General features: G+C 56.4%; 30 protein-coding genes. 20 read left to right on the top strand and 10 right to left on the bottom strand.

The features are described 5' to 3' along the window. The first annotated feature begins 261 nt into the window (after positions 1-261). On the top strand, positions 262-1,230 hold the full coding sequence (locus tag EL26_RS06475) for a pentapeptide repeat-containing protein (protein ID WP_038085884.1): 969 nt from the start codon (positions 262-264) through the stop codon (positions 1,228-1,230). Between the two features lie 267 nt (positions 1,231-1,497). Here EL26_RS06475 and EL26_RS25370 read toward each other — a convergent pair whose 3' ends face one another. Beyond that, the gene (locus EL26_RS25370; RefSeq protein WP_161780674.1) at positions 1,498-1,641 is read right to left on the bottom strand and encodes a hypothetical protein; all 144 of its coding nucleotides are present in this window, start codon (positions 1,639-1,641) and stop codon (positions 1,498-1,500) included. 191 nt (positions 1,642-1,832) lie between these two features. Here EL26_RS25370 and EL26_RS06480 point away from each other — a divergent pair, with 191 nt between their 5' ends. The 6 genes from EL26_RS06480 (at position 1,833) to EL26_RS06505 (ending at position 7,836) form a co-directional block, all read left to right on the top strand. Then, a complete protein-coding gene (locus EL26_RS06480; RefSeq protein ID WP_038085886.1) occupies positions 1,833-2,717 on the top strand; it encodes a helix-turn-helix domain-containing protein in 885 nt (294 codons plus the stop codon). A 951-nt stretch (positions 2,718-3,668) separates the two neighbouring features. Then, positions 3,669-5,099: a hypothetical protein gene (locus EL26_RS06485; protein ID WP_052036070.1), complete on the top strand. Its 1,431-nt coding sequence runs from the start codon at positions 3,669-3,671 to the stop codon at positions 5,097-5,099. 109 nt (positions 5,100-5,208) lie between these two features. Next, entirely contained in the window at positions 5,209-6,165 is a 957-nt protein-coding gene (locus tag EL26_RS06490) for a GNAT family N-acetyltransferase (protein WP_038085890.1), read from the top strand. Then, on the top strand, positions 6,165-6,803 hold the full coding sequence (locus EL26_RS06495; RefSeq protein WP_038085892.1) for a pyridoxamine 5'-phosphate oxidase family protein: 639 nt from the start codon (positions 6,165-6,167) through the stop codon (positions 6,801-6,803). Before EL26_RS06490 ends, EL26_RS06495 begins: the two co-directional genes overlap by 1 nt. Before the next feature lie 18 nt (positions 6,804-6,821). Continuing rightward, positions 6,822-7,385, top strand: a complete 564-nt coding sequence (locus EL26_RS06500) for a YcxB family protein (RefSeq protein WP_038085893.1) — start codon at positions 6,822-6,824, stop codon at positions 7,383-7,385. Between the two features lie 85 nt (positions 7,386-7,470). Next, a complete protein-coding gene (locus EL26_RS06505; RefSeq protein ID WP_038085895.1) occupies positions 7,471-7,836 on the top strand; it encodes a hypothetical protein in 366 nt (121 codons plus the stop codon). 55 nt (positions 7,837-7,891) lie between these two features. Here EL26_RS06505 and paaD read toward each other — a convergent pair whose 3' ends face one another. From paaD to paaX, 5 genes are all read right to left on the bottom strand, one after another. Next, positions 7,892-8,362 carry a 1,2-phenylacetyl-CoA epoxidase subunit PaaD gene (paaD, locus tag EL26_RS06510; RefSeq protein WP_038085897.1) on the bottom strand — a complete coding sequence of 157 codons (471 nt, stop codon included), beginning with the start codon at positions 8,360-8,362 and terminating at the stop codon, positions 7,892-7,894. Positions 8,363-8,375: 13 nt separating this feature from the next. Next, positions 8,376-9,164, bottom strand: coding sequence for a 1,2-phenylacetyl-CoA epoxidase subunit PaaC (gene paaC, locus EL26_RS06515; protein WP_038085899.1), 789 nt, complete (start codon positions 9,162-9,164; stop codon positions 8,376-8,378). Positions 9,165-9,176: 12 nt separating this feature from the next. Beyond that, positions 9,177-9,512 carry a 1,2-phenylacetyl-CoA epoxidase subunit PaaB gene (gene paaB / locus EL26_RS06520; protein WP_038085901.1) on the bottom strand — a complete coding sequence of 112 codons (336 nt, stop codon included), beginning with the start codon at positions 9,510-9,512 and terminating at the stop codon, positions 9,177-9,179. An 18-nt stretch (positions 9,513-9,530) separates the two neighbouring features. After that, the gene (gene paaA, locus EL26_RS06525) at positions 9,531-10,481 is read right to left on the bottom strand and encodes a 1,2-phenylacetyl-CoA epoxidase subunit PaaA (protein WP_038085904.1); all 951 of its coding nucleotides are present in this window, start codon (positions 10,479-10,481) and stop codon (positions 9,531-9,533) included. Between the two features lie 136 nt (positions 10,482-10,617). Continuing rightward, positions 10,618-11,433, bottom strand: a complete 816-nt coding sequence (gene paaX / locus EL26_RS06530) for a phenylacetic acid degradation operon negative regulatory protein PaaX (RefSeq protein WP_038085906.1) — start codon at positions 11,431-11,433, stop codon at positions 10,618-10,620. A gap of 118 nt (positions 11,434-11,551) precedes the next feature. Between paaX and EL26_RS06535 the strand changes: the two genes are divergently transcribed. From EL26_RS06535 to EL26_RS06570, 8 genes are all read left to right on the top strand, one after another. Next, positions 11,552-12,388: an alpha/beta fold hydrolase gene (locus EL26_RS06535; RefSeq protein WP_038085907.1), complete on the top strand. Its 837-nt coding sequence runs from the start codon at positions 11,552-11,554 to the stop codon at positions 12,386-12,388. After that, the gene (locus tag EL26_RS06540; protein ID WP_038085909.1) at positions 12,385-13,308 is read left to right on the top strand and encodes a hypothetical protein; all 924 of its coding nucleotides are present in this window, start codon (positions 12,385-12,387) and stop codon (positions 13,306-13,308) included. The genes EL26_RS06535 and EL26_RS06540 overlap by 4 nt, the downstream gene beginning before the upstream one ends. A 140-nt stretch (positions 13,309-13,448) precedes the next feature. After that, positions 13,449-14,564, top strand: coding sequence for a GGDEF domain-containing protein (locus EL26_RS06545; protein ID WP_038085912.1), 1,116 nt, complete (start codon positions 13,449-13,451; stop codon positions 14,562-14,564). 26 nt (positions 14,565-14,590) lie between these two features. Continuing rightward, on the top strand, positions 14,591-15,292 hold the full coding sequence (locus EL26_RS06550) for a class I SAM-dependent methyltransferase (RefSeq protein ID WP_052036071.1): 702 nt from the start codon (positions 14,591-14,593) through the stop codon (positions 15,290-15,292). Between the two features lie 127 nt (positions 15,293-15,419). Then, positions 15,420-15,737, top strand: a complete 318-nt coding sequence (locus tag EL26_RS25875) for a hypothetical protein (protein ID WP_038085915.1) — start codon at positions 15,420-15,422, stop codon at positions 15,735-15,737. A 164-nt stretch (positions 15,738-15,901) separates the two neighbouring features. Further along, a complete protein-coding gene (locus EL26_RS06560; protein WP_038085917.1) occupies positions 15,902-16,333 on the top strand; it encodes a spore coat protein in 432 nt (143 codons plus the stop codon). A 46-nt stretch (positions 16,334-16,379) separates the two neighbouring features. Then, positions 16,380-16,604, top strand: coding sequence for a hypothetical protein (locus EL26_RS06565; protein ID WP_038085919.1), 225 nt, complete (start codon positions 16,380-16,382; stop codon positions 16,602-16,604). 20 nt (positions 16,605-16,624) lie between these two features. Beyond that, complete coding sequence (locus EL26_RS06570; protein WP_081857028.1) at positions 16,625-17,140, top strand: spore coat protein; 516 nt, start codon at positions 16,625-16,627, stop codon at positions 17,138-17,140. 58 nt (positions 17,141-17,198) lie between these two features. Here the strand turns inward: EL26_RS06570 and EL26_RS06575 are convergent, their stop codons facing one another. Continuing rightward, on the bottom strand, positions 17,199-17,804 hold the full coding sequence (locus EL26_RS06575) for a sterol desaturase family protein (protein ID WP_038085921.1): 606 nt from the start codon (positions 17,802-17,804) through the stop codon (positions 17,199-17,201). Positions 17,805-17,896: 92 nt separating this feature from the next. Beyond that, positions 17,897-18,397: a hypothetical protein gene (locus EL26_RS06580; protein WP_052036072.1), complete on the bottom strand. Its 501-nt coding sequence runs from the start codon at positions 18,395-18,397 to the stop codon at positions 17,897-17,899. 374 nt (positions 18,398-18,771) lie between these two features. On the opposite strand from EL26_RS06580, the gene EL26_RS06585 reads away from it, so the two are divergent. Next, the gene (locus EL26_RS06585) at positions 18,772-19,542 is read left to right on the top strand and encodes a C39 family peptidase (protein ID WP_152559187.1); all 771 of its coding nucleotides are present in this window, start codon (positions 18,772-18,774) and stop codon (positions 19,540-19,542) included. 72 nt (positions 19,543-19,614) lie between these two features. Here EL26_RS06585 and tsaA read toward each other — a convergent pair whose 3' ends face one another. Continuing rightward, positions 19,615-20,061, bottom strand: a complete 447-nt coding sequence (gene tsaA / locus EL26_RS06590; protein ID WP_052036074.1) for a tRNA (N6-threonylcarbamoyladenosine(37)-N6)-methyltransferase TrmO — start codon at positions 20,059-20,061, stop codon at positions 19,615-19,617. Positions 20,062-20,164: 103 nt separating this feature from the next. Beyond that, positions 20,165-21,718 (bottom strand): N-acetylmuramoyl-L-alanine amidase, encoded by a 1,554-nt coding sequence (locus tag EL26_RS06595; protein ID WP_052036075.1) that lies wholly within the window; start codon positions 21,716-21,718, stop codon positions 20,165-20,167. Positions 21,719-21,934: 216 nt separating this feature from the next. Between EL26_RS06595 and EL26_RS23530 the strand changes: the two genes are divergently transcribed. The 4 genes from EL26_RS23530 (at position 21,935) to EL26_RS06615 (ending at position 25,870) form a co-directional block, all read left to right on the top strand. Next, positions 21,935-23,332 (top strand): TldD/PmbA family protein, encoded by a 1,398-nt coding sequence (locus EL26_RS23530; RefSeq protein WP_052036076.1) that lies wholly within the window; start codon positions 21,935-21,937, stop codon positions 23,330-23,332. Continuing rightward, the gene (locus EL26_RS06605) at positions 23,332-24,669 is read left to right on the top strand and encodes a metallopeptidase TldD-related protein (protein ID WP_038085925.1); all 1,338 of its coding nucleotides are present in this window, start codon (positions 23,332-23,334) and stop codon (positions 24,667-24,669) included. The genes EL26_RS23530 and EL26_RS06605 overlap by 1 nt, the downstream gene beginning before the upstream one ends. A 169-nt stretch (positions 24,670-24,838) precedes the next feature. Next, the gene (locus tag EL26_RS06610) at positions 24,839-25,378 is read left to right on the top strand and encodes an acyl-CoA thioesterase (RefSeq protein ID WP_038085927.1); all 540 of its coding nucleotides are present in this window, start codon (positions 24,839-24,841) and stop codon (positions 25,376-25,378) included. A 177-nt stretch (positions 25,379-25,555) separates the two neighbouring features. Further along, positions 25,556-25,870 carry a hypothetical protein gene (locus EL26_RS06615; RefSeq protein WP_052036077.1) on the top strand — a complete coding sequence of 105 codons (315 nt, stop codon included), beginning with the start codon at positions 25,556-25,558 and terminating at the stop codon, positions 25,868-25,870. Positions 25,871-25,873 lie beyond the last annotated feature (3 nt).

Consider the following 25,873-nt stretch of genomic DNA (forward strand, 5'->3'; position numbering starts at 1 on the left):
ACTAAAGCTCAACAAGCTGACGCCTCGTGAGTACAGGCGCCAGCTTGCGGTTTAAGGTCTTTTTCCGTTCGTTGTCGATGTGAAGTAAAAATACCCTGCCTTCGTAGGATCCTGTTTGAAGTCATTGAAAGCTGTGGTTGCTCTCGATTGCGAATTGTGATAGTTTGGAAAAAGCGAAAGTTCTGTAAGAACGAGTTCGACCTTGATAACCCCCTCAGGCGTGAGGGGGTTTTTCATAATCAAGACGAGGGGAGAATCTCATTGGCTGAGAAGCGCGAACATCTGGAACTCATAAGCGAAAGAAACCGGCTCCGCTTGCATTCGGACTGTGAGAACTGTTTCGGCTTATGCTGTGTCGCTCTGCCGTTTGCCGCATCGAGCGACTTTGCGGTGGACAAGGACGGAGGGACGCCTTGTAAAAACTTGCAGTCCGACTTCCGGTGCCATGTCCACGCGAATCTCCGTGAGATCGGGTATCGGGGATGCACCGTGTACGACTGCTTCGGCGCGGGGCAGAAAGTTTCCCAAGTGACGTTTGCCGGTCGGAGTTGGCGGGATCATCCGGCATCGGCGAAGCAGATGTTTGAGGTGTTTCCGATCATGCGGCAGTTGAACGAGCTGCTTTGGTATCTGACCGAAGCGCTGGCGTTGCAAGCGACCCGTCCGATTCACGAAGACCTCCGTGAAGCGCTTCAAGAAACGGAACGACTCACGCGCCTCCCATCGGACGATCTCCAAAAAAGTAACGTCGCCGGACATCGAGCTCAGGTCAACACGTTGCTCTTGAGAACCGGCGAACTCGTGCGAGCGGAAGTTCGCACTTTGGAACCGACTCCCGCCGGTGGGAATAAGTCGCGCAGCCTACACGATACGAACCATCGAGGTTCTAACTCCCGAGGCTCCGGCGTCACCGGAAAAAACAGCCGCAGTACCAACCAACGCGGTGGCAACTTCCGCGGTGCCGACCTGATCGGCAAAAACTTCCGCAACGCCGACTTGCGCGGTGCCAATTTCCGGGGTGCGTACTTGATCGCCGCCGATCTGCGGGGCGCCGACTTGTGCGCGGCCGACCTCATCGGCGCCGATCTCCGGGATGCCGACTTGCGCGGTGCGAACTTGTCCGACAGTCTCTTCCTCACTCAGTTTCAAATCAACGCCGCCCGAGGAGACACCGACACCCAATTGCCGCCGTTGCTCACACGCCCGCCGCACTGGTCTTGCGCCCGTTAACCTCAACACAAAGAAAGAAGCTCCCCTCAGCCGAGGGGAGCTTATCAAGTTTGGGGTAGTATGTCAAAGAGATTGCAGGATCATACTGTCTTCGCTTCTTACTCTATCACGTTTCGAAATTTCATGTATTTCGGGTTGCAAATGATCAGACTATTTGTGCGAATGGTGATTTGCATTTTCTTTCCGAATCGTGTCGTTTTATGCAAATTTTCATATGAAATCGGAAGCACAAAAAAACGAACTTCACTGAGAAGTTCGCCTGGAGACCTAGATAGTTCTTTCAAAACCGTGTTGCGGCGGCAAATCAATATTGAGACTGACAGCGCGTACGAGGTGTTGTTCGGTCATGCCAAAAAGCACCCCCAACGCAACCGATGCAAGGGATGTGAAAACGATCAGTCGGTTTTTCATTTTTGCTACCCCCATGTAACAGTATAGGCTTATTATAATAGAACAGGGATTGGAATGAATTGGCGAAATTCACGCACTCGCGGCAAGGATTCCTTCTATTACGCATCCCGTCCTCTCAGCGGAGGAAATTATTAATTTTTGCATATATGTCGAGGTGATGTCAGGTGGACTATCAAGAGATAGGTCGTATTGTGCGGGAGATCCGAATCAGTTTGAACATGTCCCAACAGGAACTGGCGCGCGACATTTGCACACAAGGGAATCTCAGTCGGATTGAAAAGGGAGAGATCATCCCCAACGCCGCGCTCCTCTACGAACTGTCCCAGCGCTTGAATGTGGAGGTCGATTATTTTTTTAAACGGATTGCGAGCACGCGCAACGATTATGCGGACGAGACGTGCAAGCATATCCGCAAGTTGATACGCGAGCGGGACTACATACAGCTCAAGGAGGTCATCTCCCGGGAGAAAAAAAACCCTCAGTTCCAACACTACCCGCATAATCAGTTTTTGCAGTGGCACGAGGGAGTCGTCGAGTACTACGTGAACAACGACTTCCAGCGGGCGCTTCACCTGCTGTACAACGCCATTCAGTACGAATCCTCCTCAAAGTTCTACACGAAGCAACAGATTGAAATCATGAATTCGATCGGGATTTTGCAGTATGAGGAGAGGGAGTTTGACAAGTCGATCGAAATGTTCGAGCAGTGTTTGCGCATGATTTCGCACTCGCCGCTGTTTGACGACTTCTCCGTCAAGACGCGCATCCACTACAACATCGCGAAATCGTTCTACAAGTGCGAACGCGACTCGGACGCTCTCGTCCACACGCGCAAGGGGATTCAGAGCTGCTTGGCGAACGAGTCGCTGTACCTCTTGGGGGAGTTGTACTTTCAACATGCGCTGAGCCTGATTCGCTCCGGGCGCAGCGAGGACAAAGTCTTGCAGTGTCTCCACCACGCGTTGCACGTGTTTGATCTGCAGAAAAAAACCAACTTTTCCTCGGTTGTGCAAGAGACGCTGCGGCTGTATCAAGCAGGGCAACTGCCGATCGAGTATACGTCGTATACATCATAAACAAGTTTTCCTTGCAAAACTCCGGGCTTTTGGCCCAAGTAGATCCGGGTCGACGGATCGGTTTGCACAGGGGCAAATGGATCAGGATCCTCGTACGACATGTGTTCCAACTTGGCCAAAACGCTTTCTACAAATTCGGCTCCCTCTTGATGAAGCTGTAGAGTTTGTTGTTTTAGGGTTTCAAATCGTTCGTAGCCGAAGGAGCCCGGCACAAGAACTGCCGTAAGACCGATTCCAAGCGACCGGAGGAATGTTTTTTTATTTTTTCTCATTGGTTTGCATTATAGCGCGAAAAAAGAGCCGGGCGGCTGCCGGGCTCTTTTTTTGCATCCGCTATCCTCGCGGCGGGAAGATTCCTTGCAGCGCGATGATACAATGCAGCGCGAGGAGCGGTTGCTTAACAGGGAAGCAACTACTTACAGATGGCATAAAAGAGGTGGTCGTCCAATACAATAGCAGTGTAACGAAGACAACTTCAAAATTGAAAGGGTGTTCATCACATGAAAAAAGTAGTAAAAATCAACCTCACCACCCACACCGCTGTGAAAGACTTGAAATCGAAATCCAACCCGTACGTCTGGATGTTTGACAACGACTGCCCGTGGTAATCGTTTCGCATACGTAAGAGTACAAAGGCACCTGCGCAACACCGGGTTCCTTTGGGGGTGCCTTTGTACTCCCTCATGGGGAAGGGTGGAATATAAACCCAAATTCGTTAATACAATCACAGTGTAAGAACAAATCAACAATCCAATCGAAAGGTTGTGCTCCCCATGAAAAAAGTAGTGAAAGTCAACCTCAACACCCACACCGTCGTGAAAGACATGAAGTCGAAGATCGACCCGTACATCCGCTACCTCGGCGACTGCTACTAAGAGTCACCCATACTTAGGAAAAAGGCACCTGTGCGTCATCGGGTGCCTTTTTCAACCATCGAGAGGAGAAAAACGTATGCACCACGCCAACCTGCTGGAACAATACCACCGCATCCGCGCTCTGACCCCCGATGTCGACACGTGGCTGGAATCCCCGATCGGCTCCGACTTGTGGGTGGACGGGCTGAACGTGTTTTTAACGGTAGAACCGGAGGATTTCGAAGCCGCGTTGCAAGCTTTTCCCGCCGACACGCCGCTGAATCTGGAAACCCTGCACAATTTCTGCCTGCAAGAAGCGAAAACAGGCGAGTTCGAACTGTACCGCGCTTTGGCTGTCGGCATGACGTGGCTGTCGTTGCAGCCGGAGACGAACGGGCAGTTTTTTAACAGGCCGGTGCAGGTGACGAACCACTCCACCGCGCTGTTGCTCAGTCCCTCGTACCGCGCGATCTGGGCGCACGCTTACAACCGAGGCTATGAACTCGTCATCGACGTCGACACCAAGCGCCAGACGATCTTCCGCCCCGAGCACGGCCGCATCTACCAAAAAAGCACCTGGCACCAATCCGGTCAAAGCACAGTCCGCTACCCCTACATGCACTACTTCCACGAAATGTCGCACCTCTGTCTGTTCGGAGACCTGTACGCCCGCGTGTTGGGCGGAGAAGCGGAAGACGCCTCCGCCTACGTACATATGGAAGCGGTGATCACAGCCTTGGAAGAAAACGTGATCGCGGAAATCCGGCAAGTCGGCTATGAGCTGAACGTAATCGAAGACTCGCTCGGCGCGTTTGACCAGTACCCCGAAGCCGGCGAGTTTCGGATGAAAATCCACCGGGGCGAAGTGGAAGGGTTGACTCCTCACGAAATCATCGTGTACCTGAGACGCTCGTTCCAACTGGGAGAGGGCGACAGCAAACTGCCTGAGAACGCCGTCAAAGACCGAATTCTCCGCAACCACCAACTCCCGGAAGAACAGCTGCGGCTCTTGGACACGCACTACTGTAAACTTGTGAATAACCTCCAACTACACGCGTTTTGGGCTTTGAAAGCCAGCGAGCGCAACCGAATTCCCGGCTACCGCGAAGTGGTAGACTTGTTGCCACGCTCGTTGCAGTGTCTGCATACGTTCGAGGCGTGTCTGCACCCGGAAACGCCGCTGTCCCGTCTGCTGTCGTTTGACACTCTCCAACCGCCCAATCCCGCCGTGCGGGCGCAAAGCAAACTCGCCAACGCGTGGAAGGAGCTCCTGTACCGCATCGCGGAGATTCGCGGCTACCTGGAGCAGCAAGGAGAGCAGACTGCAAGCACCGTCCAAGACCAACTGTTGCAACTGGCACAGCGTGTCGTCGATCATTCTCAACTCGACCTCGACTCCCGCGACCAGGAAACCCGCCTCAACGAACTCCGCGACGAGCTGCACCGATGCATCGCTTCTATTGAAAATCGACCGGAACTCCAAGAAATGATCTCGCACCCGTTCGGCTATCTCCTCGAACCGCGATAACCGCACAGCCGTACAACCGCACAGAAGAAAAAAGGGAAGCCGTCCAGCACGGCTTCCTTTTTCGCAATCTTATGCTATACTTTTTCCTAAAAATGGTGGGAGGTTTCACATGACCTATACGCTTCGCTTGGTGCAAGTCCCGCACGATTACCCGCACATCGCCCGGTTGCTCAACACAATTCTGCAAGAGCCGGTGACGGCGGAACAGTTGCAAGCGGAAGATGCGCGCATTCCGGCGCAAAACCGTCTGTCCCGCGATGAAGACGGGCTCTTGGGCGGCTTTGGCCGCGAGCGCGTCGTCGCGGTGAGCGAGCAGGGGGAGATCATCGGCTATGCGGCGACTTGGCGCGCTCCTTGGGCAGCGCCGGGGGTGCTGGCGAGCACGTTGGTCGTCGATCCGGCACACCGGAATCTCGGCGTCGGCACCGCACTGTTGCAACACTTGGAAGCGTGGGGGAGAGCGCAAGGCGCGTCTTGCCTGCTCTCCGAAGTCCCGGATCACCTGCCCGCCTCGCGCCTCTTCCTTGAAAAAAACGGATACGCCGTCGAGCGGCACATGTTTCAATCCGTGCTCGAACTGGCGAACTTTGACTTCTCGCCGTATCAGGGAACGGTGGAGCGGGTGGAGCAGAGCGGAATTCGCTTCGTGAACGGGCAACAACCGGACGCGGCGTTGCATGAGTTCTTCCTGCGCACCTACCGCGACAACCCGGCCGCCGACGAACTGCCGCCGCTTGGCGAAGTGGAACAGCATTTTCAAAAAGCAGACCCCGCGCTGATCTGGCTGGCGCTGGACGGCGACACTCTCGTCGGGATGACGGAGTTGATTGAGATGGAGCAAAGCGGCGGTCTGTACAACGAGTACACCGGAGTAGACCCGAGCTATCGCGGACGGGGGATCGCGTTGGCGTTGAAGCTGATCTCGATTCGCCAAGGTCTGGAACGGAAAGCACCGTACATGCGCACCGACAACGACTCGGAAAACGCGCCGATGCTTGCCGTCAACCGCAAACTCGGGTACGTCCCGGCACCGGGTCATTTGAAAGTCAGAAAGGAATTCGTGTGATGAACAAAAGTGTGTTTGGAGGTGTGGTAGCGACGGAGGAGGAGTTGCAATCGTTGCTGGGGGGAACTCCCTCCAAACTCGCCGCCAACAAAGTGATCACCGAACTGGACGAGCACTGCCGAAACTATCTCGCCCGCTCGCCGTTTGTGCTGATGTCCACAGCCGATGCGTCCGGCGCCTGCGATGTGTCGCCGCGCGGCGATGCGCCGGGGTTCGTGCTTGTGCTGGGCGAGAAGCATCTCGTGATTCCCGAGCGTCCCGGCAACAAGCGCGCCGATTCGCTCTGCAACATCTTGAGCAATCCGCGGATCGGGTTGATTTTTTTGATCCCCGGTTTGGAAGAGACGCTGCGGATCAACGGACGGGCGTGCGTGGTGCGCGACCCGCAGATTTTGGAGCGGATGACCGCTCAGGGCAAAACGCCCGTACTCGGCATCGGCGTGGAAGTGGAGGAGTGCTTCGTCCACTGTGCCAAAGCGCTGAAACGCTCGAAACTGTGGCAGCCGGAGTCGTGGCTGTCCCGCGATCAACTGCCCAACCCCGCCGAGATGCTGCGCGACCACTGCAAATTGCCGGGGATGACAACGGAACAGATCGCCGAGTCACTGCAAGAGAGCTACACGAAACGATTGTATTGAAGAAAGGAAGCGAGTGTTTTGGTTCAATATCAAATGACAGAGGGAGACAATTGGCGTTTCCAACGCCACCTGTGGTTCAAACAACGTCCTCATTATGGACTGATGTATGTGTTTTTTCTGCTGTTGGGGATTGTGGCGTACAGCATCCCGTATGAGCAAGGGTTGTTGCCGTTACGGGTCGCGACTTCGGTTTTTGTGATTTTCATTCCGATTGTGCAGGTGTATTCCGTAAAAGTTCAAATGCGCAAACTGCACTTGTATGGTTCCTACGAGGTAGAGACAACGCCGGATCACTTTGTGGCAAACAGCCCGGCCGGGCGTTCCGAAATCAAATGGAGCGCATTTACGAAAATGACCAAGACGGCACACTACTACTTTTTCTGGATGGGAGCTGCGAGAGCTGTCGTGCTTCCGCGAAGAGCATTCAAAACGAAGGCGGAAGAGCGGGAGTTTATGGACGCCGTTCCGCAACGCCTGACCTCGCCAAAACGAAGTGTGGTGAAGCCGATCCTCACGTGGATCGCATTCGGAATTTTGGCCTTTCTCATTTTTATCGGCCTCTTGACGTACTTCCTTCGATAAATTGGGTTGCGGAAGGGGCGGGAGTTCAGTGCGCTTTCCCCGGACATGCATACGATACAAGAGCATGTCCGGGGAGGTGAAAGATATGGCAGCAGGTACGCTTCAAATTTCGCGGCGCGGGACCCGTCGTCCGGTGTCGGTCGTGCGGCGGATTGTGGTTTTCAACTTTACGATCCCCAAGGGCCAATCTCGCTCCACTCGTTCGTTTCAGCTTCGCAACGTGATCAACCGCGGCGAGGTGATCGTCTCCCAAAGCGCTGCGGGAGGCGCGCTCGTCCGGTATCAGTTCGTGAACGCGACCACGGGGGCTCCGGTTTCCAACGCGGTCACCGTGTCCGGGAATCGCACCGTCGTGCTTCCGTTCTCGCTTCCGGCGGGCAACGACCGTCTTCGCATCACCAACATCGGCTCCACGACGGCTACGGTGGAAGGCGCTGTGATTATCTTCTAATGTAAAAAAACCTGCTGCAACGGGGACGTTGCGGCAGGTTTTTTCATTGTCGTGCTTAAACGGGCTTCATCGCTTCAAACGGGTTCTTGCACGATTCGCAGTAGAGGATGCTGCGGCAAGCAGCCGGGCCGAAGAGGTTGTCGAGGCGTGTCTGCGACGAGCCGCAGAACGGGCACGCCGCTTCGAAGCTCTCTTCGATCTGCAACAGGTCGGGCGGCGGCGCGATGCCGAACGTTTTCAGCTTCTCGCGGCCGACTTCCGAGATGCGGTCGGACGTCCACGCCGGTTCGAAGACGAACTGCACGTGCACTTCCTTCACGCCCTCGGCGGCACCGACGATCTCCGAGATGTTGCGCTTCATGATCTCCAGCGCCGGGCACCCCACAAACGTCGGCAACACTTCGATGCGGACGATGCCGTCCTCCACGACCGCTTTGTTCACCATCCCCATCTCCACCAGCGAAATCGCCGGAATCTCCGGGTCTTTCACTTCTTGCAACAGGCTCCACAGCGTTTCTTCCGTCATCGTCAACCCCTCCTTACCACGCCGCAGCAGGATCGAGACGGTACACTTCCGACAGCGTGTTCAACACGTCCGCCAGCTGCTCGGTGTGCTCGCCTGCGCGTCCGTCATGCGACGGAGCCGGGAATGCGTCCGGCAGCGCGAGGCCGTTTTTGGCGAGGGCGTCCGACGCTTTTTCCAGCCAGCGCGCTTTGAGCGTGGAAGCGTCCGCGATCAGACCTGCCGCGACGATCGCGTCGGCGTGCGGGCCGAACGAGAACAGCCCCTCGATGTCTTGGCAGACTTGCGCAATCGCCGCTTGCAGGCGGTCGCGGGATTCTTGGCCGCCGCCTGCCAGATGCTTCGTCCACGTTTGCCAGTGCATGAGATGATAGCGCAATTCGGTCATCATCTTGCGGGAAATCTGAACGAGCGGTTGGTAGGAAGAGCTCATCAGCGCTTCAAGGCGCACCCACTTGAACAGTTCGTACAGGTACGTGCGAGCCACCGCGTACGCCCAGTCGTAGTTCGGTTGCTCCATGTAGTGGCCGGTGCCGTTCGGACGTTCGACCAGCACGGCGTTGCGGAAGTCCTGCGGTTTGCGCAGTTGCGCCAGGTCGTCTGCGGTGCCGGCGCCGAGCTCCTCCAGCATTTCGTAAAACATCACCGCGTGGCCCATCGTGTCTTGAGACATCGAAGAGAACGCGACGTCTTCTTCAATATGCGGCGCGAGACCGAGCCACTCCGAACCTCGATAGGCGAGGATGAAGTCGTCGTCCGCCAGTTGAAACAGCAGCTCTTGGAGCGCTTTTTGATCGGTGTTCACGGTTCTACCTCCCTACTGGTTGTTCGAATGCTCTGCTTCGTAACGCTCGCGGTGCGCGCGCCACTTCGATTGCAAATCGCCGTACCCTTTGGTTTCGCGGTACGCTTTGTTGTCGAGGCGTTCGAGGAATTCGCGTTCCTCCGGCGGGCAGACGTAGATGTCGTCGCGCTTGACCACCCAGATGTTCACGACAGAATCGCGGCGCAGGAAGTTTTCGCGCGCCATCGACATCGCGACTTCGTGGTTCGGGGCCAGCAGAGAGAACTGGTGCACGAAGGAGCTGGTCGGCGTGCGTTGCGAGAACACCTCGTAGATGTCAAAGCCGTTCGGCTTTGCTTGTTCGCTCATGGTCAGTCCCTCCTCAGGCTAGATCGCTTGTTGCGTGTTGTTCAGCAGGGCGTCGCGCACCCACTGAGCTTGTTGGTAGGAAAGTTTGCGCAGGTCGAGGCGCTGTACGGAGCGCGGGCCGTGGCCGGAGACGATCTGCTTGAACTCATCCCAGTCCGGTTGTTGGTAGATCCATTGCCCGGCCGCTTCGTCGTAGCGAATCGTCGGGTCCGGCAGGGTGAGGCCGAGATGGAAGATTCTCGGAACGTATTTGTCGAAGAACACTTGGCGCAGTTCTTCGTTGGTTTGCGAACGAATTTTATAGCGCATGTTCATCTGTTGGTTGGACGAGATCTTGCCGCCCTCCGGCGGTCCGAAGAACATCAAGAGCGCGGGCCACCAGCGGGTGACGGCGTCTTGGAGCATCCGGCGCTGCTGTTCGGTGCCTTCCGCCAGCGCCAGCACGATGCTTTCGCCGTGTTGCGCGTGGAATTTCTCTTCGGCGCAGATGCGGTGCAGCGCGCGGGAATACGGAGCGTAGGACGTGTCGAGCGACATCGTTTGCGTGATGATCGCCGCGCCGTCGACCAGCCAGCCGATCACACCGGCGTCCGCCCAAGTCGGAGCTTCCATATGGAACACGTTGTGGAATTTCAAACGGCCGGTGAACAGGTCGTTCAGCATGTCTTCACGGGTTTTGCCAAGCGGCGCCATCAGGTCTTCCGCCACGCGCAACAGCAGTTGGCCGTGACCCATCTCGTCTTGCACTTTCGCCATAATCGCCAGCTTGCGGCGCAGGGTCGGGGCTTTCGGCACCCATTCCTTCTCCGGCAGCGCGCCCATGATCTCCGACATGCCGTGCATGGAGATCAGCTTGATCAATTGCGTGCGGTAGTCGTCCGGCATCCAGTCGTCCGCTTCGATCTTGCCGCCGTTGTCGATCTTCTCAAGAAACGCGGCGAGTTTCTCATCGTGCGTTTGTGCGATCATCTCAAGTCCCCCTTCAAACGTACTACGGTTTTCTAACGTTATCATAACATTCCGTCATACATTTCGGCAAGAAAGCGCTTTACAAATTGCGCGAAAAAAAAGAGGAGTGTCAGCATTCCGACACTCCTCCGTGAATTCACTTTTTCGGAGCCGCTTCATACAGATCGTCAAAAAAGCGCGTCGCGCCGGGATGCAGCCACTCGTAGAAGCGGCTGAACAGGTCGTCCGCTTCCTTGCCGAGCCACAGCGCGGGCAGAAGTTCGTCCGGCAGGTCCGGGTCGATGAACAGGAATTTGCGATACTGATGGACCAGTTGGGTTTTTTCCACGAAGCAGCGGTTGTCGGGCAGTTCGCCCTCCGCTTGGAGCGCTTCGAAATAGGGATGGTACGTGTCGAGAAACGAGCGGTACGACGCGTTGATGCTCTCCAAGTCCCAGCACTTCTCCACCAATTGACGGGGCTCGCTGAGGCCGACGTGCTCGGCGGTGAACACTTCAACATGCCCGGTGATCTCGTAGGTTTCGGCGATCTCCTTGACTTTGTCCGCCAAGTTGTTCGGGGAGAACCACGTGGAATGGGTGAGCAGGCCGAAGCCGAGGTAGGTCAGTTCTTTGCGGAACTGGTCGCGCAAGTGGCGGCGTTCTTCGGGGATGTTGTACGAGACCATGCACCATCTGCCGTTCCATCCCGTGCCTTCATGCGGGTAGATGCGCTCGGCGGCTTCGTCGAGGCGTCGCTGTCCGCGCGGCGACATCGAATAAAAACTCCGATTGCCGACTTTGCGCGACGTCAGCCAGCCTTGGCGCTGCATCCGCGAAATCGCGGCGCGGACGGCTTGTTCGGTCATGCCGAACTCGCCGAGCAGCCGGGTGAGGCTGCCGATCCAGATTTCATTGCCTTTGTGGCGGACATATTCACCGTATATGGTAAACAACATCGATTGTGGCTTCATTGGTTGTACACTCCGTCAGATATTTCTCACAATCGTACCAGACTGTTTGCCGTGATTTCAAGTGATGGAGTGGTATACTGGGAATAGGAAAAGTTTTCAAAACACGGAGGCGGTCCTGATGGCGCACACCACGAAGAAAATCGAAGCGAACGGCATTACGCTTGCCTGCAACGTCTATGAGAACCCGGGAGCCCCGGTGTTGGTGCTCATTCACGGGTTGACTTCGACCAAGGAATCGTACAACTTGACGATTCCGTACTTGACGGAGAAATACCACATCCTAAGCCTTGATTTGCGCGGGCACGGAGAGTCCACGCAAGCGGGGCCGTATGTGTTTGCCCAGTTGGTGGAAGACATCTTGGCGGTGCTCGACCATGAAGGCATTGAAAAAACGACACTGGTCGGCGGCTCCTTCTCGAACGCGCCGATTCAGCAGTTCGCCGCGAAGTACCCGGAGCGGGTGGAGCGCATCGTGATGCTCGACGGCGGGTTTGCCCGAAACTGCGAAATGCCGGGCTATAATATTGAAGAGATCAAATCGCGTCCGGTGTTCTCCGTGGCGACGAAGCAAGACGCCCTCGCATTGGCGCGTTCCGGGTACGGCGAGCCTGTCAACGAGTTTGTCGACGAGCAGACGCTGCGCGAGTTTCACGAGGGGGCGGACGGCCGCTGGACTTTCCGACTGCCGCATGAAGCGTTTATGGGGTATGCCGAAGAGTATGCGACGTTCTCGCTCGACGAGTTGGCGGCGACGCTGCACAAGCCGATTCTCGTCTTGCAGGCGACCCGCCGCCCGGCGTTTTATGACGAGGCGCTCAAGCGTTACCTCGCCAAATTCCCGACGGCACAAGCGGTGGCGATTCCCGATTCGCCGCACCCGCTGATGGTTTCGCACCCGCAGCAAGTGGCGGCGTATATCGACCGCTTCGTGGAAGGCAAGGACTTGCACGCGTGATCGACGTGCGGGAGTTCGTGCCCCGCGACTCGCTGTATCTGCTGGAGAGCTCCGCGCAAGCGGAGTTTTTGCGCGCATCGGGGATGCTGGTCTATTCGCGCGGCGAGTTGCGGGCGTCGATGGCAGATGTTTTTTTGCAATATGCGGGGTTGTATCATCTGTTTCAAGTCAGCAACGCGTTGCAGGTTTGCGTGGCGGATGAGCAGGCGTTGCGCGTCTTGCCGGCTGAAGCGCGGGAAGTCCTGTTGCAGGAGCAAGTGCGGTTGAATCGCGGATATGTGTTTGACGCAGAATGGCTGGCGTCGCTTGGCGAGGAGTTCGCGGAAGAGTCCAAGCATCTGCTGGAGACATCCGGGGTCTCCGTGGAAGGGCGGCGGTTTGTCGTCTTGACGAGAGAGATCTGGGACGGGTTGCGTGCGGAATTTCGGCAGGCGTGGTTTGAACAGCAGGTCGCCCAACTGGCGGCGCAGTATCCGCAGGAAACGCTTCCTGAAGATTTCGAGTGGTCGGAGCGCATCTCCGAGGGACAGCGCGCTTTGATCCGGCAGTACGCCGGGCGAACGGCCGAGCGCAGCGGACCGAATTGTTTTGCGGGCGCGATCGGCGCGGCGGCGGGCACGTCGGCGAGTCATGCGATCTTGCGTCAGTGGTTGCATCCGGAGCCGTTTTGGCGAATGTTGGCCGATCTGGGGTATGTCCGAGTAGAAGCGAACGTCCAAGCGGGCGACGTGCTCGTGTGGAGAGGGCGCGACGAGGAGGCGATTCACGCCGCGTTTGTCATCGACGAGGGGCTGCTGTTCCAAAAACACGGGCAACACTGGTTCGACCCGTGGATGGTCGTGAAGTTCGCCACCGTGGAAGACTACGCCGAATCGGTTTCTTCCGGCGGGAGAATTGAAGTCTATCGGCGCGAAGCCTAGGCGTTTTTTAGAGTGAGGAGCAAGCGGAGTCTGCCAAACGGCAGGCTCCTTTGTTTTTAATGAAAATCAATATTATCACTTCCTATTTTAATATAAATTGTGTATTCTGATGGTACTGAAGTTGAAAGGCGTGATCGTCTATGTTAAAGACGTTGCGATACTGTTCGATCGCATACGGCGCTGTGGTCCTGCTGCTTTGCGTGCTGGTTCCGCAACTTCTGGTCGAGTCTACCCTTCGCCGGATCTTGTTCGTGCTCGGGGTGATGGGGATCTGTATCTTGGGCATTCGCGTGACGCGGATCGGCGCTTTCTCCCTCCCGAGGCTGTTGCTGTACACGATGGCCAACCTCTGCATGACCGGCCTCGTCTACCAAGCGACGTTGGTGCATCTCGGCGTCGTGTTTCTGCACATCTCGATCATCACGTTCAGCTATGTGGCGAGCCAATGGCGTCGCGAATCCATCGGAGCCGGAATGGTCGTGCTTGCATATCTGTACATGAAGATCATCGTCGCTCCTCATGAAGCCGGATACATCTGGTATTGGCTCTTCTTCGATACGCTCGCCCTCCTCATCAACTGCGGCATCGGCTCTTACTTAGGAAAAAAAGACCGCGAGATGGCCAATATCGTGCGTCAACTGCAATCGGCGAACGAACTTCTGCGCAAACGCTCCCTGATCGATACGCTCACCGGACTCCTGCAACGAGACATCTTCCGCCAAGAAGTCGAAGATCGCATCGGCGGTCTGTCGGAAGGCGAGAGCGGGTATCTGTTCTTTTTTGACGTGGACGATTTTAAGTTCGTCAACGACACGTACGGCCATCCGTTCGGCGACCTCGTCCTCCAAGGCGTTGCGTCCGCTCTTTTAAAGGAAGCCGCCGACACCAACTCTCAGTCCCAAGGGCACGCGCACGGCGTCGCCGGACGCTACGGCGGCGAAGAGCTGCTGCTGTTTCGCTGCCACCTCGACGAAGCCGGGGCGCATCTGCTCGCTGAACGTTTGCGTTCCCGCATCGCCGCGCTGCGCTTTGCCACCGACGAAGGCAAGATCGTCTCCATCACGGCCTCCATCGGCGGCGTCTGTGCCCGCCGCGAATCCTCCTATGACCTCCTCCTGGAAGCGGCCGACCAAGCGATGTACTCCGTCAAGAAAAGCGGCAAAAACGGCTATCGCTTTGACCTCAATTCTTCGTTGCATTCAAATCCGTCTGCGCATACAATAGAACCATGTAACCAAGTAAACAGATCGGAATAACGATCATAATGTAGGAGCGTGCCAAAATGAGTGATCAACATCACTTGGAATTGAAACACGTCGTGTTTGTCGGGCGGTCTTGGGAGGACTACTGCCAGATGTTTAACTTGAACGAAGCCGACTTGCAGGGGCGCAACGTGCTCGATTGCCCCGGCGGCGCCGCTTCGTTTGCGCGCACAGCCGCTTCGAAGGGAGTCGAAGTGACCGCGACCGACATCGCGTATTACTTTTCTCCCGACGAGCTGCTCGCCAAGGGCTTGGAAGACCTGCAAACGGTTCAACACATCACGAGCCAGCGGGAAGACTGCATCGAAATGCGCGAGACGAACCCGCGCTTCGCTTCGTTTCTTGAGGAGATGACCGCCACGCTGCACGAAACGGTCGCCGACATCCGCGAGCAGGGATACGGCACCCGCTACGTGCCGGGGCGTCTGCCGAACTTGCCGTTTGCAGACGGTCAATTCGATATCGCGCTCTCGGGCAACTTGCTGTTTATCTACTCGCAGCAGTTGGGCCGCGACTTTCACGTTGAGGCGGTGCGCGAGCTGATGCGCGTCACCCGCGAGGAGATCCGCCTGTACCCGCTGGTCTCGACGGACGGGCAGGAATCGCCGTTTTTGCAAGATGTGCTGCAACTCGCCGCACAGGAAGGCTGGGCGGCCGAGAAGCTCCCCGCCACCTATGAACTGATGCCGGGCTATGAACTGCTGCGCCTCATCCGCAACTAGAAAGGAAACCTCTCCGCCTGCGCGGGGAGGTTTTTTTGCGTCGACCGGGCGGGTGTCCCATTCGAAGTAGGCAGTGCGCACATAGCCTGAATCGAGAGCAGTTCCATGCCAAGGAGGAGTCGACCCGATGAATGAGAAGGAAAAAAACATCACCAAGGGCCTGAGCGACTTGCTGATCACCGACGTGTTCATGAAACACGGCATCGAACAGAAAAAACGCAACTTGACGCCTGAGCAAAAGGAGCAGATCCGCTCGCTCGTGGAAGATCTGCAAAACCAAGTGGAGCAATTCCTGCACAAAACCAGCCAGACCCCGCCGACCGTCGTGCACAACGCAAGCAAAGCCGGCGGGACGCCCGCACCGGAGAAATCCATCGAACCGACCCGTCCGCGCCGCCGCCTGACGTTCAAGCGCAACGGTGAAGGCAGCGAATCGAACGACTAGTCACACGCCGAAGAACCGCAGTCTGCGCCGACTGCGGTTTTTTGGCATGCATGGGAGGGCTCGGGGTTCTCTCTGAAAATGTGCGAATGGACAGAGGCAGCTGTCCCTGACATGTCCGTCTCGTCCCCAATAGGATATAGCAAACACCAAGGAGGGATTCCCACATGAGCAAATGGTCTGCCCTGTCTGGCCAACACCATCCGAGCCGTTGCCATCAACACGAAGAGACCGTCGAGCAAGAGGCGGCGCAAGTTTCGAAGACCGTGCAATCGTCTGAAGAGCACATCATCATCCGCGATTCTTGCGAAGTTTTCGTGCACACCACCGACACCAAAGCGGCTGTCAACCTGCAAGTCGCGCTGCAACTCGCCGTTGCGCTCGTCCTGTCGATCACCATCGCAGACAGCAACGACGCGGATCGGGTCGCGCAAGAACTGCTCCAAAAAGTCACCGTGAAACAACTGAGCCACCAAAAGACTTTGATCGAAAACTCCCGCAACGTCAAGGTTACCACGACCGACACCGACGTCGCGGTCAACATCCAAGTTCTGCTGCAACTGCTGGTCGCGCTGATCGCGAAACTGGACATTCTCTAAGTTCTTTGCAGCTTTCGCGCAGAGCGGTCGGAAAGGAGAGGACGAAATGGACGATCAATTTCTTGACTTGCTGGCCAAGTCGATCTTCAAAAACGTCAAGCGCCGCCGCCTGACCGAAGCCGAGAAAAACAGACTTCGCACGGTGGCGCAAGACATGCAAGCGTACCTCGATACGCTGAACCAACCCGCGGAGGGGGAGGCCGACGCCGCGAATCAGGAAGCAACAGGCACCAAGCGCCGCCCGCGTCTGACCTGGCGTCGCAACCACTAAACCCAGGAGGGAACCAAACCATGAAAAAACCTGCCAAAAAGCGCTCCGGGTCCAAAATGATCCGCCCGAGCTACAATCGTCCGGTCAAATCGCGCCGTGCGCCGGTGAAGGAAGAACGCCTGCATGACCTGTTGAACGTCGTTGAAGCGGAAGCCGTGTTTGACGAAGGCGTCGCGCAAGACGCGGTGCAAGTGGAAGAGACGTTCCAAGACTCCCACGAGTGCATCATCATCCGCGACTCCGAAGACGTCACCGTTCACACGACGAACACGCACGCAGCCGTCAACCTGCAAGCGGCTCTGCAACTGGCGATCGCCGTGATTCTCTCGATCACCATCGGCGATTCCCCGACCAACGATACGATCCTCCAAGAGCTCACCCAACGCACCGAAACGATGCAGATGACCCGTCAAAAACTGCTTATCGAAAACTCCTCCGACGTGCATGTCACCACGACCGACACCGACGCAGCGGTCAACATTCAACTGTTGCTGCAAGTGCTGCTCGCGCTCGTCGTCCGCCTCGACGTGCTGTAATTCCGAGGAACTACGAGAAACCCCTTCGCAGTGCGCGAAGGGGATTTCCTGTGTTTCATTACAGATTTAATTTACGGGCGGTCGGGGACATCTCGACCGCTTTTTCATCGCGGAACGTGCCCATCAGGTAATCCATCAGCGGGTTGGAGACGCCGTACCAGTAGTGCTCCGATTTGTAGTGGTGCCAGAGGTGGACTTTTTTCATCCAGCGGCCGAAGCGGGTGAGCGGCTTGATCGGACGGTGCGCCACATAGTGCACCCACTCGTAGTAAAACATCCCGAGCACACCGCCGAGCACCACCGACCACGCGATGACAGCGCTTCCCACGATCAGGTACGCAAGTCCCCAGAGGATCGCGAAATTCGGAACGGAGTACCAGAGCGGCAAGAGCAGCAGATGCAGTTCATTCGGCACGTCGTGGTGGTCGTAATGCAGGCGGTGCAAGAGCTTGCGCAGCCGCGGGTTTTTCGGCGGATTCATATGGAACAAAAACCGATGCGTCGTATATTCCGTGGAAAAAAACACCGCAGCCCCCGCCAGCACGCCGACCCACGTCGTCCAGTCGGTCCACCGGGACCCGAGCCAGACAGAGGTGATCGCCACAAACAACAAGATCGCCAAGATGCTTCCGTGGCTGAAAAATTCGCGCAGATAGCGGCTCATGAAAGTTTCCGACCTTTCAGAAAGTTTTACCACAAGCATAGCAAAACAGAGTTGCGAAAAAAACCCCCGCCTGCGGAGGGGAGGTTTTATTGTCAATCATACTTCTCTGTTCTGTCGATGGGGTCGTTCACATTTTTTGAGTTGTCTTGTGATTTCTTGCCGTTGAACAGTGTTTCGGTGAGTGCTTTTAGCTTGTCAACCACCTTCCCGAAACCATAACCGACTAAGTACGAAATACCAATCTGAGCAGCGATTGAATCGGGAACTTGCATGAGCAAGATGCCGCTTTTGAACAAGAGTATGATCATGACCGCCGTGCCGCCGCACAGAAACGGTCGCATGACGTACCAATACGCCCAACGGCGGTTGAACACTTGATAATACTCGTGGAAGATGCGAAGTGCATAGAGAACTCCACCAATTGAGCCTGCGAAGGCACAGTACATATATTGCTTTACGTGAGAAACATCCACACCAAGGAAGCCTTTATCCCATACACCGCTGCGAACGAGTGCCATCACCAAAAAACCGCCGATAAACCAAGTCAACAAATAGATGAAGATTCCAATCTTCAACAGTCGCTCCCATCGCATGATGTACTCGCCGCCTTTCCCTATATCTTATGAAAAACGATATGGAAAGGTTCTAGGTTGAGTGCTTTAAATATCCAAAATTTGTTTTGCTGCACTAATCCATAGAGGGGAAAATTGGAGATCAGGAGATGTTGGGGAATCAAACCCTTTCTTGGTGAATGGGCAGAAAAGGCAAGCGGGATTGTTTTGACTTTACTAGGTGTATGGATTGTGGTTGAGCATTTCATCAGCTGACAGTGTTGTAAAGACAGAGCGAAACTAGTGACACAGGGGAGGGGCCTGCTGGGAACGCCATGCGGGACTTCAAGTGGACATGCAGGTGTACTCCTTGTACACTACATGTAGAAAAGCGAAGGATCGGCAGGTGAGGCTAGGTGAGAGCAAAGCGATTCCGCGCCAAGGGGCGCGTCTTACGCGCGGCATTGGCGGTGGCCGGATGTGTGTGGCTTGCGGGATGCAGCGTTTCGGACCGCGAGGCGAGCGTCGGGATGCCGGCGGTCACGGAACCGGTTCCGGCAGCGTTGAGCCAGGGGGCGGCGGCGGAACATGAAATTTCCGGCGTGCCCGTGTTGGCGCAAGCGCCGGAACTTCCGACCGGTTGCGAAGCGACGTCGTTGACAATGTTGTTGAACTACGAAGGAATCGCGGCGGACAAAACGGACGTCGTCCGCAAATTGCCTGTCGTCGACGTACCGGTGTATCTGGGAGACGACTCGGAGATGACGGGCGGCGACCCGAACCTCGGGTTTGTCGGCGACCCTTTTTCAGCGGACGGATACGGAGTCTATCATGCGCCCATTGCCAAGGTTTTGAACTCGTACTTGCCGGGCCGGGCGTTGGATTTGAGCGGGAAGTCGTTTGACGACGTGCTGGCGGCCGTTGCGGAAGACCATCCGGTCGTGACGTGGATGGCGATGGACCTCGACGACGTGTCCACGGCGTATGTGTGGAAGACCCCGGACGGCCAGCAGATCGATTGGAAAGTGCCGGAGCACTGCGTGCTGCTGACGGGCTATGATGAAAGCAACGTCACCGTGCACGATCCGTACAGCGGCCAGACGGTGCGCTACGACAAGCAACGCTTCCGACAGGTGTGGGAAGCGTTGGGATCGCAGGCTGTGACCGTCCAATCGAAAAGCGCTTGAAGTAGCGAGGCCGCCCTTTTTGAAACAACAGATTGCAGGATGCACAGTCCCGTCCAGCAGACGGAGCGTTTTTTAGAAGTACGTTTTCATCAGCCGCTCCACCCACTCGGGCGTTGCAGCGTCGTCGCGGCGGTCAAACGGCGGGAAGTAAGGCTTGAGATCGAGCACCGGCGTGCCGTCGATCGCATCGAGTCCGCGAACGCGCACGATGTTGTCTTGGATCTCCACCAGCTCCACCGCCGTGATGCCGATCGGGTTCGGGCGATGCTTGGCGCGTTGGGCGAAGATGCCGAGCTCCGGCATGTCGGCGCGTCCTTGCGGGCGGCGCACGAGGTCGGTGGCGTCAAAGCTGGATTGGTGCATGTAAAACACCACGAGCAGGTGCGAAAATTCCTCCAAGCCTTGCAAACCGGACGTCCATTCCGGGTTCACGCGAATTTCGGAGACGACGGAACCCCAGTTTTCATCAATCCCTTCCGCGACCGGCGAATGCACCGTGGCAATCGAAGTGACGTTCATGATGCTCACACTCCTTTTTGTCATTTGGAAAAAATGCATGATGAAAAAATACGCGACAAAAAGCCGCTCCTCTGCGTGGGAACGGCTTTTTTGTATATTTTTCTTATTGACCCATGAAACGGATGGTGTCGAAGGCGACCGTGTTGGTGTCGCCGGTGTTGTCACCCAGTTTGACGTAGCCCCCGGTGCCGACTGCAAAGTTGTAGGTGCCAAGGGAAACCCATTGGTTGGAGTACGCGGATTGGTTGACCGTTTTGGTCACGGTGCCGCCGTTGTAATGGATTTCATACTTCGCAGCCGTCGTGCCCGCATAGTTGGACGGGATGAACACTTTGACTTCGTAGTTGCCCGCCGTCGGGATGGTCGGTTTCCAGATCGCGTAGTTATAGATGACGGAACCGTTGCCGTTGGTGTAGTTGATTTCGTTGTGCAGGCCGTAGCCGGTGACCGGGTGCCAGTATTGGGACGAGCCGTAGAGCGTGAACGCGCCGGAAGCGGTGTCTTTGTCATCGACGTTGATGACGGTCCAGTTTTTGGAGACGCCGGTGATTTTCGTCATGTATTTGTTCCAATCCCAATTCGCGCCCGGATCGGTGTGGTCATTGCCCCAGAGTTCGGAGTGCGAGAGGATGTGGTCGCGGTCCATCGGGATGCCGTAACGTTGGCAGATCGATTTCACGAGCGCGGCCGACGACGTGTACATCGCGTCGGTGTACCAGCCGGTTTGCGCTTCGTAGCCTTCATGCTCGACGCCGACGCCGTTGGTGTTGAAGGAGCGCGCATGCCACGCGATGTCTTTTTCCTGCACCATCTGCGTGATTTGGCCGTCGGAAGAACGAACGACATAGTGCGCGGAAACTTGCGCCGTCGGGTCTTTGAACCAGTTGATCGAGCCGGAGTAGGAGCCCTCGGTGTCATGGATGATGACGTAGTTGATCGGATTGGAAGTCGGGCGGGTCGCCGCTTGGTAATTCGACGTGCTCGCCGCGTTCCAGATCGCGCCCGGGTAGTCCGGCGTCGCGTCCGGAGTGACGCCGAGGCCGTAGGTAACGCCGGCGTATTGGCCTTTGTTCGGAGCGATTGCTTTGTTCGCAGCGACAGACAGCGTGCCGCCTTCGATCGTAAGCGAGGTGCCTTCTTTCAAGATGCGGTAGACTTCATCTGCGAACAGAACCGCACTTTGCTTGTCGGACGCGCCTTCAAAGGAAGCGACCGCTTCGTACCAATCGTTGACGTTGTTTGTCAGTTGCTTGCCGAGGTTTTTCTGCGCTTGTGCGAGCACGAACGCGCCGCCGCGGATGTTCAAAGCCGGGTCGTTCTCCAATTGCTTCGCGTTGACGCCGAGCGCTTTCGCTGTGTCGCTCAGCGACTTCTTGACAGATTTATCGCTCAAATGCATGAGACCGTTGCCGTTGCCGTGGTCCTTGGTATCCAGTTCCGCGTCCATTTGCCAACGGGATTCGGTGTAGGAAACGGCCATCAGCAGTTCCTTCGGAACGCCGAATTCCTTCGCCGCTGCCGTGAACGCGTTCTCCAGATTCGGGGCCGTGGCCAGAGTTTTCGCAGCCGAATTGGCTGCGTAAGAAGGCAGGGCCGAGCCGGTGACGGCGAATGTCAGCGCGGTCGTGGCCAGGAGTGTAACCCAAGTTTTTTTCATAATGGTAAAGCCTCCTCTATTTTTAGAAAAATCGTATAAATTCAGAATATATTATCTTATGAAAGTTGTCTATTAGTAAAGTAAGAGAAAATCAAATCCAACTTGCGAATTGTTGCAAGGAAAAAAATAACAGTAAAAGGAGGTCAAAGAGAGGAATTGAGAAGAATGTTTCGAATAGTGATAGGAAGTGTGAAAGTATAAGGGAGGGGGCTTCTCGTGACGACAGCCTATTTTCAAGATACAATCGCAACTTTGCGAACTTTTTTACCGAGTTTAATTGAAGAGATGGAACGCCGCGTGCCGTACGCGTCGGTCGTGGTGCTTTCGACGACCGGATTGCGCATCGCCGTGGATACCACCAAGGAATCGGTCGAGCCGAATCTGCCGATGGTCGGCGCCGTAATCACCGTCTATGACGGAGAGCGCCTGTGGGAGCATGCGACGCATGATCTTTCCCGAGACAACCTCTACCGCCGCGCGATGGCGCTGGTCGAACAAGCGTTGCCGGTCAAGTCCGGACTGACCCTGCAACCGGGTGAAAAACGCGAAGGCCACTACACCGCCAACGCGCTGCGCCGCCCGGAAGACGTTCCGCTGCGCGAGAAGTTGGAGATGTGCAAAGAGCGGCTCGCGTTTGCCAAGGGGTTGGATTCCCGCCTCTCGAACGTGCTGGTCAACTATACGGAAGTGCGCGAACAAAAGCTGTTCGTCGACCGCCACACGCAAGTTTCACAAGACTTGACCCGCCTCGCGATGAACGTGCTGGTGTTCGCGACAGACGGCACGACGCAGGAGTGGGATGTGGCGTCTTCGTCGGCATCCGGCGGTTTTGAGCGCATCCGCATCTCGGATCAAGAGCTGGAGCTCGCCAAGGACAACGCGATTCAGCTGTTGACCGCCGAGCGGATTCAACCGGGTCTCTACGATTGCATCACCGCTCCGTATGTCAGCGGTTTGATCTCGCACGAAGCGTTCGGGCATGGGACGGAGATCGACATGTTCTTGAAGGACCGCGCCAAGGGCCGCGAATATTTGAACCGCCAAGTGGCGGCGGAGTGTGTTTCGATGTACGACGACCCGACGGTGGAAGGCGCGTTCGGCTCGCACTTCATCGACGACCAAGGCCAGTTGGCGTCGCGCACGACGATCATTGAAAACGGAATTTTGAAGCAGGGCATCGGCGACCTCTATTCCACGTCGCTGTTGCAATTGCCGAGAACGTCGAACGGCCGCCGCGAGTCGTACATGCGCAAAGCGTACTCGCGCATGACCAACACGTACTTCGGTCTTGGGCCGCATTCAATGGAAGAGATGATGGCCGACATCGACCACGGCATCTATTTGGAGTCCGGCGAAAACGGCATGGAAGATCCGAAGGGCTGGGGCATTCAATGCACGATCCACTTGGGCCGTGAAATCAAAGGCGGTCAGTTTACAGGCAAAATTTACAAGTCGATCGGGCTGACCGGGTATGTGCCGGAGCTGTTGTCGAGCATTTCGATGGTCGGCAGCGACTTCCACCTCGGGGCCGGCACTTGCGGCAAAGGCCACAAGGAATGGGTTCCCGTCACGGACGGCGGTCCGCATCTTCGATTGAAGGGGAGATTGGGCTAATGGCATTGCAAACCGGACACTTGATCACCGAATTGATCGAAAAGTTAAACGGGCACCCGGAAGTGTCACAATGGTCGGTCGTGCAGGAAGAAAAGCGCGAATGGCAGCACTATCTGATCCAAAAACGCCCGGAAGCGACCCGCGAAGTGACGCAGGAGTTCTACAAAGTCACGCTCTATCACACACACCCGCATCCGTCGGGCGAGGGATCGGCGATCGGGTTTTCCACGATCACGTTGACCGATTCCGATTTGCCGAACCTCGATGAGAAGATTCAAGAGGGCTTGCTCTCCGCGGCGATCACCAACAACGAACCGTGGACGCTGCCGGCGCCTGCTCCGTATCCGGACGTTCCGCTCGTGGATGACATCACGCTGGAAAATCCGTTTGGCGCGTTGGAACAGTTCACGGCCGAACTGTTCCAAGCGGTCGACGGCGAAGAGGGCGTGCGTTTGTCGGCGGCAGAGATGTTCTTCGAGGAGAAAACGTCTCGTTTTTATAATAAGGAAGGCATTGAAGCCGAGCAGCGCGAAACGTCGTTCCTCTTGGAAGTGGTGTTGCTGGCGAAGAACGGGGACAGCGACGAGATGGAGCATTGGTTTGTGGAGAAACGCCGCCGCATCCATGACTTGAACATCGCCGAATTGATCGCCGTGAATGCACAGTACGCCCGCGACTCCATCGTCGGCGAACTGCCGAAGACGTGGAAAGGCCCGGTGGTGATCGACGCTTCGCAATTCGAAGAGATGTTCTCGCCGCTGTTGTTCCGGTGCGGCGCGTCGGCGAAGTATACGAAACTTTCCAATGTCTCGACGGGCGAGAGTTTCTTTGGCGAGAGCGCGGTGGAGGGCGAACCGTTCCACGCGTCGTTCTCGTCGGTCTTGCCGTACGGGGTGAAATCCTACCGCATCTCTCCCGAAGGGCTGCCGGGCACGGAAGTGGCGGTCGTGGAAAACAACGAATTCCGCAGCTACCTCGCCACGAAGCGCTATGCCGACTATCTCGGCGTGGAAGCGACCGGGGAAGCGGGCAACCTCGTGCTTCAGCCGGGGTCGACGCCGCTTGCACAGTTGCTCCAGGGGCCGGTGTATCACATTGTGGCGTTCTCCGCGATGATGCCGAACTCGTTTACGGGCGACTTTGCGGTGGAGATCAAGCTCGCCTACTACATCGACGAGCAGGGCAACCGCACGCCCGTCAAGGGCGGCTCGGTCAGCGGCAACTTGTACCATATGTTGACCAACGCCAAGTACGCCAAGGAAACGACGTTCCTCGGCGGCTACCAAGGGCCGACGGCGATTCGTTTTGAAGACCGGTTGACGATTGCGGGCAGTTGAGACAGCATCGAGTTGAATCGAAACCTCTCCGAATGGAGAGGTTTTGTTTTCATTTTGTGGCGTGAAGAGACGGAAAAGTTCGGATATGGCAGAACGGCGTACAAACGCGCAAGCATCGTATATAATACCACTAGATAATCCAGATTGAGACGGAAAGGGAGTTCAGTTTATGAGCCAAGAGACGACCCACGGTCTGCCGCCGAAGCGGATGCTCGAATCGAGAGCCGTCAAGGCGAGCATCGTGTTGCCGCCGGACACGAACAACCACAACACGATGTTCGGGGGAAAAGTCATGTCGTACATCGACGATATCGCCGCGATTTCGGCGATGCGACACTGCCGCCAGCGCGTCGTCACCGCGTCGACCGACTCGGTGGACTTTTTGCACCCGATCAAAAACGGCGACTCGATCTGCCTCGAATCGTTCGTGACGTGGACGCACAAAACCTCGATGGAGGTGTTCGTCAAAGTCACCGCCGAAGACCTCATGACCGGCAGCCGCGAGATTTGCGCCACGGCGTTTTTGACGTTTGTCGCGCTCGACCCGGACAACCGACCGATCGTTGTACCGCCGGTCTATCCGGAGAGCGAGGAAGAGAAATTCCTGCACGAATCGGCTCCGGCGCGCGCCGAGATTCGCCGCGAACGCCGCTCGAATTCCCGCGAGTTGGCGCAGAAGTTCGTTTGCAAGAAACCGTGGGAAGTCTAAAAGAGTCGAAAGCGCAGGAAAAAAGTCCGAGGCACGCGGGTGCTCCGGACTTTTTGGCGTGGTCATGGTGGCGATTCCCCCTTTTTCTATCATTATACGTGTTGACCATAGGGCGCGCACAATCTACAATGGATGATAATTGGACTTTTTTCGAGAATAGAAGGAAGGTAGAGCCAGATGCAAGAGGCTTTTATTTTTGATACACGCTTAGGCGTAAACGTCCTGCGCGAAGACCTCGACTGGACGAAATACTCGGAGGAAGAGCGCGCCAAGATTCTCACCCGTTGGGCGATCATGTGCTCGGGCATGAACATGCGCATTTCCGAGTTGGAAGTGGAAATCATGGAGAAGCTCGACCAAATGTACGACGCGAAGGACGCCGACGAGATGCACAACCTCAACACGGAGATGATGGAGCTCGCAAGCGTCGTGTGCGACTTGAACATCCTCTCCCGCAGCGTGTACGCAGACCTCGCCAAGGCGCACTTCTAATGA

The sequence above is a fragment of the Tumebacillus flagellatus genome (assembly GCF_000714935.1).
In the GTDB taxonomy this organism is placed as follows: Bacteria; Bacillota; Bacilli; order Tumebacillales; family Tumebacillaceae; genus Tumebacillus; species Tumebacillus flagellatus.

What these genes read in the sequence shown, in the direction of transcription:
- EL26_RS25370 (WP_161780674.1), bottom strand. Translation starts at nt 1,641, where the DNA reads ATGAAAAACCGACTGATCGTTTTCACATCCCTTGCATCGGTTGCGTTG.
- EL26_RS06485 (WP_052036070.1), top strand. Translation starts at nt 3,669, where the DNA reads ATGCACCACGCCAACCTGCTGGAACAATACCACCGCATCCGCGCTCTG.
- EL26_RS06490 (WP_038085890.1), top strand. Translation starts at nt 5,209, where the DNA reads ATGACCTATACGCTTCGCTTGGTGCAAGTCCCGCACGATTACCCGCAC.
- EL26_RS06495 (WP_038085892.1), top strand. Translation starts at nt 6,165, where the DNA reads ATGAACAAAAGTGTGTTTGGAGGTGTGGTAGCGACGGAGGAGGAGTTG.
- EL26_RS06505 (WP_038085895.1), top strand. Translation starts at nt 7,471, where the DNA reads ATGGCAGCAGGTACGCTTCAAATTTCGCGGCGCGGGACCCGTCGTCCG.
- paaD (WP_038085897.1), bottom strand. Translation starts at nt 8,362, where the DNA reads ATGACGGAAGAAACGCTGTGGAGCCTGTTGCAAGAAGTGAAAGACCCG.
- paaB (WP_038085901.1), bottom strand. Translation starts at nt 9,512, where the DNA reads ATGAGCGAACAAGCAAAGCCGAACGGCTTTGACATCTACGAGGTGTTC.
- paaA (WP_038085904.1), bottom strand. Translation starts at nt 10,481, where the DNA reads ATGATCGCACAAACGCACGATGAGAAACTCGCCGCGTTTCTTGAGAAG.
- paaX (WP_038085906.1), bottom strand. Translation starts at nt 11,433, where the DNA reads ATGAAGCCACAATCGATGTTGTTTACCATATACGGTGAATATGTCCGC.
- EL26_RS06535 (WP_038085907.1), top strand. Translation starts at nt 11,552, where the DNA reads ATGGCGCACACCACGAAGAAAATCGAAGCGAACGGCATTACGCTTGCC.
- EL26_RS06545 (WP_038085912.1), top strand. Translation starts at nt 13,449, where the DNA reads ATGTTAAAGACGTTGCGATACTGTTCGATCGCATACGGCGCTGTGGTC.
- EL26_RS06550 (WP_052036071.1), top strand. Translation starts at nt 14,591, where the DNA reads ATGAGTGATCAACATCACTTGGAATTGAAACACGTCGTGTTTGTCGGG.
- EL26_RS25875 (WP_038085915.1), top strand. Translation starts at nt 15,420, where the DNA reads ATGAATGAGAAGGAAAAAAACATCACCAAGGGCCTGAGCGACTTGCTG.
- EL26_RS06560 (WP_038085917.1), top strand. Translation starts at nt 15,902, where the DNA reads ATGAGCAAATGGTCTGCCCTGTCTGGCCAACACCATCCGAGCCGTTGC.
- EL26_RS06565 (WP_038085919.1), top strand. Translation starts at nt 16,380, where the DNA reads ATGGACGATCAATTTCTTGACTTGCTGGCCAAGTCGATCTTCAAAAAC.
- EL26_RS06570 (WP_081857028.1), top strand. Translation starts at nt 16,625, where the DNA reads ATGAAAAAACCTGCCAAAAAGCGCTCCGGGTCCAAAATGATCCGCCCG.
- EL26_RS06575 (WP_038085921.1), bottom strand. Translation starts at nt 17,804, where the DNA reads ATGAGCCGCTATCTGCGCGAATTTTTCAGCCACGGAAGCATCTTGGCG.
- EL26_RS06580 (WP_052036072.1), bottom strand. Translation starts at nt 18,397, where the DNA reads ATGCGATGGGAGCGACTGTTGAAGATTGGAATCTTCATCTATTTGTTG.
- tsaA (WP_052036074.1), bottom strand. Translation starts at nt 20,061, where the DNA reads ATGAACGTCACTTCGATTGCCACGGTGCATTCGCCGGTCGCGGAAGGG.
- EL26_RS06595 (WP_052036075.1), bottom strand. Translation starts at nt 21,718, where the DNA reads ATGAAAAAAACTTGGGTTACACTCCTGGCCACGACCGCGCTGACATTC.
- EL26_RS06605 (WP_038085925.1), top strand. Translation starts at nt 23,332, where the DNA reads ATGGCATTGCAAACCGGACACTTGATCACCGAATTGATCGAAAAGTTA.
- EL26_RS06610 (WP_038085927.1), top strand. Translation starts at nt 24,839, where the DNA reads ATGAGCCAAGAGACGACCCACGGTCTGCCGCCGAAGCGGATGCTCGAA.
- EL26_RS06615 (WP_052036077.1), top strand. Translation starts at nt 25,556, where the DNA reads ATGCAAGAGGCTTTTATTTTTGATACACGCTTAGGCGTAAACGTCCTG.